Below are 6612 nucleotides of genomic sequence, written 5' to 3' on the forward strand. Positions count from 1 at the left end.
TTCGAGGAGTTCGCGGTGCGGACGCCGGGCCTGCCGCCGGACCTGGTGGCGCTGCTCCGCGCGTGCTTCCGGCCCGACCCGGCGGACCGCCCCGACCGGATGGACGAGCTCGCGGACGCGCTGGCCGCCGTCTACGCGCAGGTCACCGGCGGCCCGTACCCGAGGAGCCGGCCCGTCCCCGCGACGCTGCTCGCCGACGGCCTGTCGAACCAGGCGCTGTCGATGCTCGACCTCGGGCATCCCGCGCAGGCTGAGGCGCTGTGGGAACGGGCGCTGGAGGCCGACCCGCGCAATCCGCACGCCGTGTTCAACCTCGGCCTGCACCGCTGGCGCGCGGGACGGCTGACCGACGCTCAGCTCATCGCCGAACTGCAGCCGGTCCGCGCGGCGCACGAGGGCGACTGGATCGGCGACCACCTGCTCGGCCTCGTCCATCTGGAACGCGGTGACCCGGCCGGGGCCGCGGCGCTGCTCCGGGCCGCCGCCGAGCGGGCGCCGGACGCCCCCGAGCCCGCCGCCGCGCTGGAACGCGCCCGGCGCGAGGCCGTCCCGCACCCGCCCGTCGTCCTGGAGGGCCACACCAACACGGTGAACGCCCTGGCGTTCGCGGACGGTACCGGGATCGCGGTGAGCGGCGGCCAGGACGACTCGTCCCAGCCTCCGCCCGGCTCCGAGGGCGGCACCGTCCGGATCTGGGACCTCGTCGGCGGACGCTGCGTCCACACGCTGCCTGCGCATTCCGGCGGGCTTCCGGGCGGCGTCGGCGCGGTCACGCTGAGCCCATGCGGCCGCTTCATGGCCTCGGCGGGCGCCGAGACCCTGGTGATCTGGGACGTCCGCTCCGGCGGCCTCCTGCATCGGATCGGCGACCAGGGCCCGCGGATCGTGTCGCTCGCGTTCGTCCCGGACGGCTCGCTGCTGGTGTCGGCGACCGAGAAGGGCGCCGTCCGGATCTGGGACACGCGCGACGGACGCTGCGTCCGCACACTCCAGAAGGACCAAGACTTCGACCGCGGTTACGACACGGCCGTCGCGGTCACCGGCGAGCACGTCGTCAAGTGGGAGCCCACCACGGCGCGGCTGCGGGTCTGGGACGCCGCCACCGGAACCCTGGTGCGCACGGCATCGCTGCCGCGCATGCGCGTCGCACTCGCCGCCGGTGGGCGCGCCGCCCTGGCGGTGTCGGAGTCAGAACAGCAGCTATGGGACCCCGTTGCGGGACGTCAGGTGAAGACCGTCCGGTTTCCGATCGGCCGCGACGCGCGGTTCACCGTCAGCGCCGACGGAGCCTGGGCGCTCACGACCGGCCTGCAACTGTGGGACTTGAACGCGGGACGCTGCCTCCGCACGCTGCCGGGGAACGGCTCCGTCTCAGCACTGCCGCTGCTGAGCCGCGACGGGCGGCACGCCCTCACCGCGTCCGCTGAGCGGAGCGTCCACGCCTGGGATCTCGCGCATGGCGGCCCGCTGTCACCGTGGAGCCACGCCCGGCCCCGCACGGCGGTGGAACTCACGAACGAGGCGGACACGGTGGGCCTCGCCCTTGCCCGCGCCCGCGGGCATGTGGACGCCGGGCACTGGGCGCAGGCCATGGCAGAGGTCCGGGCCGCACGGAGCATTCCCGGCCACGAGCGGAACCGCGACCTCCTCGACCTGTGGCGGACGGCCGGACGGCACGGCCGCCGCACGGACCTGATGGGCGCCTGGCAGGCGCGGGAGCTTCCGGACACCGAGCGCCGCGGCGTGAGCGACGGCATCCTGAGCGCGGGCGGCCTCCTCGCGGTCCAGTTCAGCGGCTGGTCGATCGTGTGGCTCGTGGACGTGGAGTCCGGCGAGCACCTGCACACCCTCCAGGTAGGCGGCACGTCCGTCGGCGGCATGGCCTTCACCCCCGACGGATCCCGGCTGCTGACCGGCGCCAGCGACGGCAAGGTCCGCGTGTGGGACGTGGCGTCCGGCGAATCCGTCCGCGTCCTGAGCGGACACCGTGCCGAGGTCAGAACGATCACGGTGTCCCCGGACGGGCGGCTCGCCGCGTCCGGGGACCAGCACGGCGTCGTCCGGGTGTGGGATCTCGCCAAGGGCAAGCGCCGGCACGTCCTCAAGGGGGAAGGCGGGATCGTCTTCGACCTCCGGTTCGGCCCCGGTGCCCGCACCCTCCTGGTGGGCGACTTCAGCCGGGTCGTGACGCTATGGGAGCTGGACGGGGAACGCGCGCACATCCTCCCCGGCCAGAGACCCGCCGTCATGAGCACGGACGGCGGCACCGTCGTCTCATGCGGGCACACGGTCGGAACGCTGTGGACGGCGGACGGGACCACGGGCGAGGGCACCGGCTACGTCTCGGGCCCGTCCGAGGAACTCGCGTCGATCCACGTGAGCGCGGACGGCGGCACCGCCACCACCATCGGCCCCGGCAACGCGCTCCGCGTCTGGGACCTGCGCACCGCCCGCCTCCGGCACCACCTCTCCGACACGGCCACCTGCCTCCAGGCCATCGACGACCGATTCGCCATGACCGGCGAAATCGACGGGACGCTACGCATATGGGACGTCCAGTCCGGCCGCTCCTTGCACTCCTTCCGGGCGCACACCACGCCGGTCGAGTGGATCGCCCTCACCACCGACGCCCGCCTCGCCGTGTCGCGCACCAGAGACCAGATGCGCGTCTGGGAACTCGACTGGAACTACACCCACTGAAGGGAACCGAATCATGCTCCTCCAATGTTCGGGCTGGGCGTGCACGCGGATGATCTCGGTGTCGAAATCATCCCGCCCCAACCCGGTCGCGCTGAAGGACCCCGAGACGTTCGCGATCGAGTTCAAAATCTGCGATCACTGCCGGAGCTATTTCTGCGACCGCTGCCACCCGGCCGGCTCCCTGTTGCGAGCGCCGAACTGCACGGCCTGCGGAGGCAGACTCGTCCCGGGCGACAGGCTGGAGCAGATGAGCGGCCGCCCCATCCCGCCGGCGGTCGAGCACCACAGAAGGGGCGTCGAACTGGTCGAGTCCGGCCGGCCCGACGACGCCCTCCGGGAGCTGGACGAGGCCGTCCGCCTGCGCCCCGAGTACGCCACCGCGCACTACTGGCGCGGCGGCGCGCTGACCCAGACCGGCCGGGACGCAGAGGCGCTGGCCGCGTTCGAGCGGGCCCTGGAGCTCAACCCGTCCGACCCGGCGGCGATGTTCGACCGGGCCGGGTCGCTCGACGCGCTGGAACGCACCGCCGAGGCGCTCGCCGTCTACGACCAGGTGATCGCCCTCCAGCCCGGCTACCCCGCCCCGCAGATCTACCGGGCGGCCATCCTCCTCGACAGCGACCGCGACATGGACGCGCTGGCCGCCGCCGACCATGTCATCGCCCTCCTCAACGCCAAGCGCACCGTCGGCGCCGGCCAGTACGACAACGCCGGCGCCCACAGCATCAGAGGCGCCGCCCTCGTCAAACTCGGCCGCTACGAAGAGGCCCTCCCCGCCATCGACTACGCCATCGACAACGGCCCCGACTCCTGGAACGACCACTACAACAAGTCGATCGCCCTAGAGAACCTCGGCCTCATCGAGGAATCCGAAATAGCCCGCTCCATAGCCGACTCCCTCCGCAACGCCTGACAGGTAATCGGGGTGTAAGCGCGGAAAACTACGCTTCCCCACCGTGACCGTGGACCGTGAAGTCGCTTGGCAGTGGGGTTGCGGATTCGTGTTCTTGGCCCTGTTCCTCCTGCTGGCGTGGGCCTGCCATCCCGAGCACCATCCGCCGCCGCTGCCCCCGCCCGTCAAGGTCGGTGGCGCCGCCCCGTCCGGCCCGATGATCATGTCCTCGGTCATCCCGGACGGCGCGGGCTTCCAGCCCGGTCCGAGCTGGCCCAATGCCTGCGAGGCGCTCACCGACGCCGAGATCCGGGCCGTCCTGCCCCAGGCGCGGTCCATCACCCGCCACCCTCGTGACATCAAGGTCGGCTACCTGAGCCAGAACCTCAAGTCCGGCGGCTCCCTCACCGCCGAGAACGCCGACTGCACCTACGAGTTCATGCTGCCGAAGGAGACCAAGGCCACCATCACCGTGCAGGAAAGAGCCATCGCATCACGCGACACCATCGACCTCAACTGGTGGCAGGACCTGCAGCACTCCGGCACGAAGGGCCTCTACGGCGCGGAGCGCTGCACGACCGGCACCGCGGTGGTCTGCCGTCAGGGCTCGATGTACTACAACGTCTCGCTTTACATCGACGCGCAAGGCGTCGACGCGCGCGAGCACCGGGTACTGCGCATCGACCGGAACGGCAAGGTCACCGCGCACTACTTCGACCTGAAAGGCGCCAGGGACACCGCAAGATTCGTCGACGCGACCATCACCCCCGAACTGGCCAAGACCATCAACGCGAAGGTCGCCAAGAAGTCCTAAGCCGAGTTTCCCAACGGAGACCCCGCTAGGTCCCAGGGGGCTATCGTGCTTCGCCCGCCGACAGGAGGCGCTGTCACTCCTCCGGCGTACCGTGGACGGCAGGCACTGGAAGGCTGGACATGACCGACGACGAGGCGGGGCGGATCGGCGAGAACGTGCGCGCCGCCCGCCGTGCGAGGGGGATGAGCCTGGAGGTCGCGGCCGGGCTCATCGGCCGCACCAAGGGATGGCTGAGCAGGATCGAGAACGGACGGCTCCGCCTGGAGAGACGTTCCGACATCGCCGCGCTGGCGCAGGCCCTTGAGGTGTCGGCGGACTCCCTCCTCGGCATGCCCGCGCCGGAGATCCGGCCCGACCGCCGCCGCTTCAGCCTGGTTCGGCTGCAGAGCGTGCTGCTGGACGCGGCGCCGGACGACCCGCCCGATGTCCGGGCTCGCCCGCTCCCGGTCCTGCGCGCCGAGCTGGTGCGATCCGACCAGGCCCTATGCCAGGCCGACTACACGACGGTGATGCAGGCATTGCCGGGGGTCATCGGCGAACTGTGCGTGCATGTGGCCACGGCCGACACCGCCGGCCGTGCTGAGGCGCTGAAGCTTCTGATCAGGGCCTACGGTTCCGACTCGACCTGCACACTCCGCCACCTGGGCGAGACGAACCTGGCTCGGGTCAGCGGGGAACGCGCCCGAGAGGCCGCGAACCTCCTCGGCGATCCGGTGTGGACGGGCGCCGCCGCGTTCGGCCGCGCCCATGCGCGCAGTTCGGCCAACAGGCCGCGGGCCCTGATGACCTCACCACAGGCAGCCGACGCGGTCGGGGCGCACATCGGCAACAGCCGTTTCGCACGCGAGGTCTACGGGATGCTCCGCCTCTCCGCCGCGCTTGCTTGCGAGATCGACGGCGACCACGGCGGCGCACGACAGAACGCCGCCGAGGCTGCCCAGGTGGCGGCGCCGCTCGGCGACTCCCCGGATGCCTGGGAGTTGTTCGGCCCCGCCAATGTCGGCGTATGGCGCGCGTCCTTGGCAGTGGAGGCAGGCGAGCCCGGCGAGGCGCTGACGTACGCGGACCAGGTGGAGCCGCGCGCCCTCGCGTCCGGAAATCGGCGGGCGGCGCTGCGCGTCGAACGCGCCCGCGCCCACGCCATGTTGGACCACGACGCCCAGGCCGTCCGGGAACTGCGCCAGGCCGAACGTCTTTCGCCACAGCAGGTCCACAACCATCCCCTGGTCCGCGAGCTGGTCGCCGACCTCATGACCCGCGCACAGAGCCGCGACCTGCGCGGCCTGGCCTGGCGCATGAACGTCGCGGGCTGATCGCCGACTTCACGATTCGCGCCCAGGCCACAACCGATCCGGGTCGGCGGGACGCGCGGAGGTCGCGGCTACGGCGTGCCGTATCAACTCATCTGACGCGAGCTGTCGCGAAGTCCACAAAACCCGCGAACTGGTGGCCGACCGCCACGGCCACGTCCCCGGCCGCGACCTGACGTACCGCATGTAACGCGGGGTCGGAGCTGCCCCTGGCCGTGGTGTGTGCGGCATGGACCCTGTGTGACGCGTGCTGGCGCGAAATTCGGACAGTGGGGCGGGCGAAGTCGGTTTCGGAGGCGAAACCGGCTAGGTTCTGTCGAACTTAGCGTGTTCGTCTCACGACGTGACGTGAGGCGAATGCGGAGGACAGAACAGATGGTGCGGACTTGCTGCGAGCCGGTGCTGCTCTACTCGTGGGACGTCGATCTGGACGACGGGTCCCTGGTGAGCGGAGTGAGCGACGACTGGCGGGTCGTGGCACGGCAGCTGGACGCAGTGTTGCGGGCTGCGCCGTCGGGGGCTCGCGCGGTTGTGCGGAAGGTCGTGCTGAGCCTCAGCGGGCGCGGTGTATACGTCGACCTGGGAGAGATCGCGCGGGCTTCGCTGGGTGAGGGCGGCGTTGTTTGGACGTCGCGGTGAACTCCGTCCGGTATCTCGACGAACTGGGGGCGGCGCTGGGCCGGAAGGGGTGGTCCGCCTCGCTGCGGTTCGGGCGGCCGCCGCTGTTGAGGGTCGTCCATCCGTCGCTGCGGGGTGTCGGGGAGAGCGTCGCCGTGGTCCTCGTGGAGGGTGTGCCCTGGTTCCGGGCGTCGACCGGTGACCTCATCGGGCCGTGCTCGGACGTGCGAGGTGCGCGGGCAAGGATCGTGCGGACGCTTGGGCCGTTGGTGGCGGGG

6 protein-coding genes are annotated in these 6612 nt (G+C 71.4%); all 6 read left to right on the top strand.

From position 1 onward, the window contains the following. Positions 1–2700 (top strand): WD40 domain-containing protein (locus E1293_RS42785; protein WP_132205197.1); only part of this gene is annotated, 2700 nt, incomplete at its 5' end. A gap of 58 nt (positions 2701–2758) precedes the next feature. Further along, positions 2759–3613: a tetratricopeptide repeat protein gene (locus E1293_RS42790; protein ID WP_165978669.1), complete on the top strand. Its 855-nt coding sequence runs from the start codon at positions 2759–2761 to the stop codon at positions 3611–3613. A 43-nt stretch (positions 3614–3656) separates the two neighbouring features. Next, the gene (locus E1293_RS42795; RefSeq protein ID WP_165978670.1) at positions 3657–4406 is read left to right on the top strand and encodes a hypothetical protein; all 750 of its coding nucleotides are present in this window, start codon (positions 3657–3659) and stop codon (positions 4404–4406) included. Positions 4407–4525: 119 nt separating this feature from the next. Beyond that, the gene (locus E1293_RS42800; RefSeq protein ID WP_132205203.1) at positions 4526–5719 is read left to right on the top strand and encodes a helix-turn-helix domain-containing protein; all 1194 of its coding nucleotides are present in this window, start codon (positions 4526–4528) and stop codon (positions 5717–5719) included. Between the two features lie 372 nt (positions 5720–6091). Then, on the top strand, positions 6092–6355 hold the full coding sequence (locus tag E1293_RS42805) for a hypothetical protein (RefSeq protein ID WP_132205205.1): 264 nt from the start codon (positions 6092–6094) through the stop codon (positions 6353–6355). Beyond that, on the top strand, positions 6340–6612 hold a 273-nt coding region (locus tag E1293_RS49025; RefSeq protein ID WP_207939437.1), incomplete at its 3' end, for a hypothetical protein. The genes E1293_RS42805 and E1293_RS49025, both read left to right, overlap by 16 nt.

This window comes from Actinomadura darangshiensis, from assembly GCF_004349235.1.
Lineage (GTDB): Bacteria > Actinomycetota > Actinomycetes > Streptosporangiales > Streptosporangiaceae > Spirillospora > Spirillospora darangshiensis.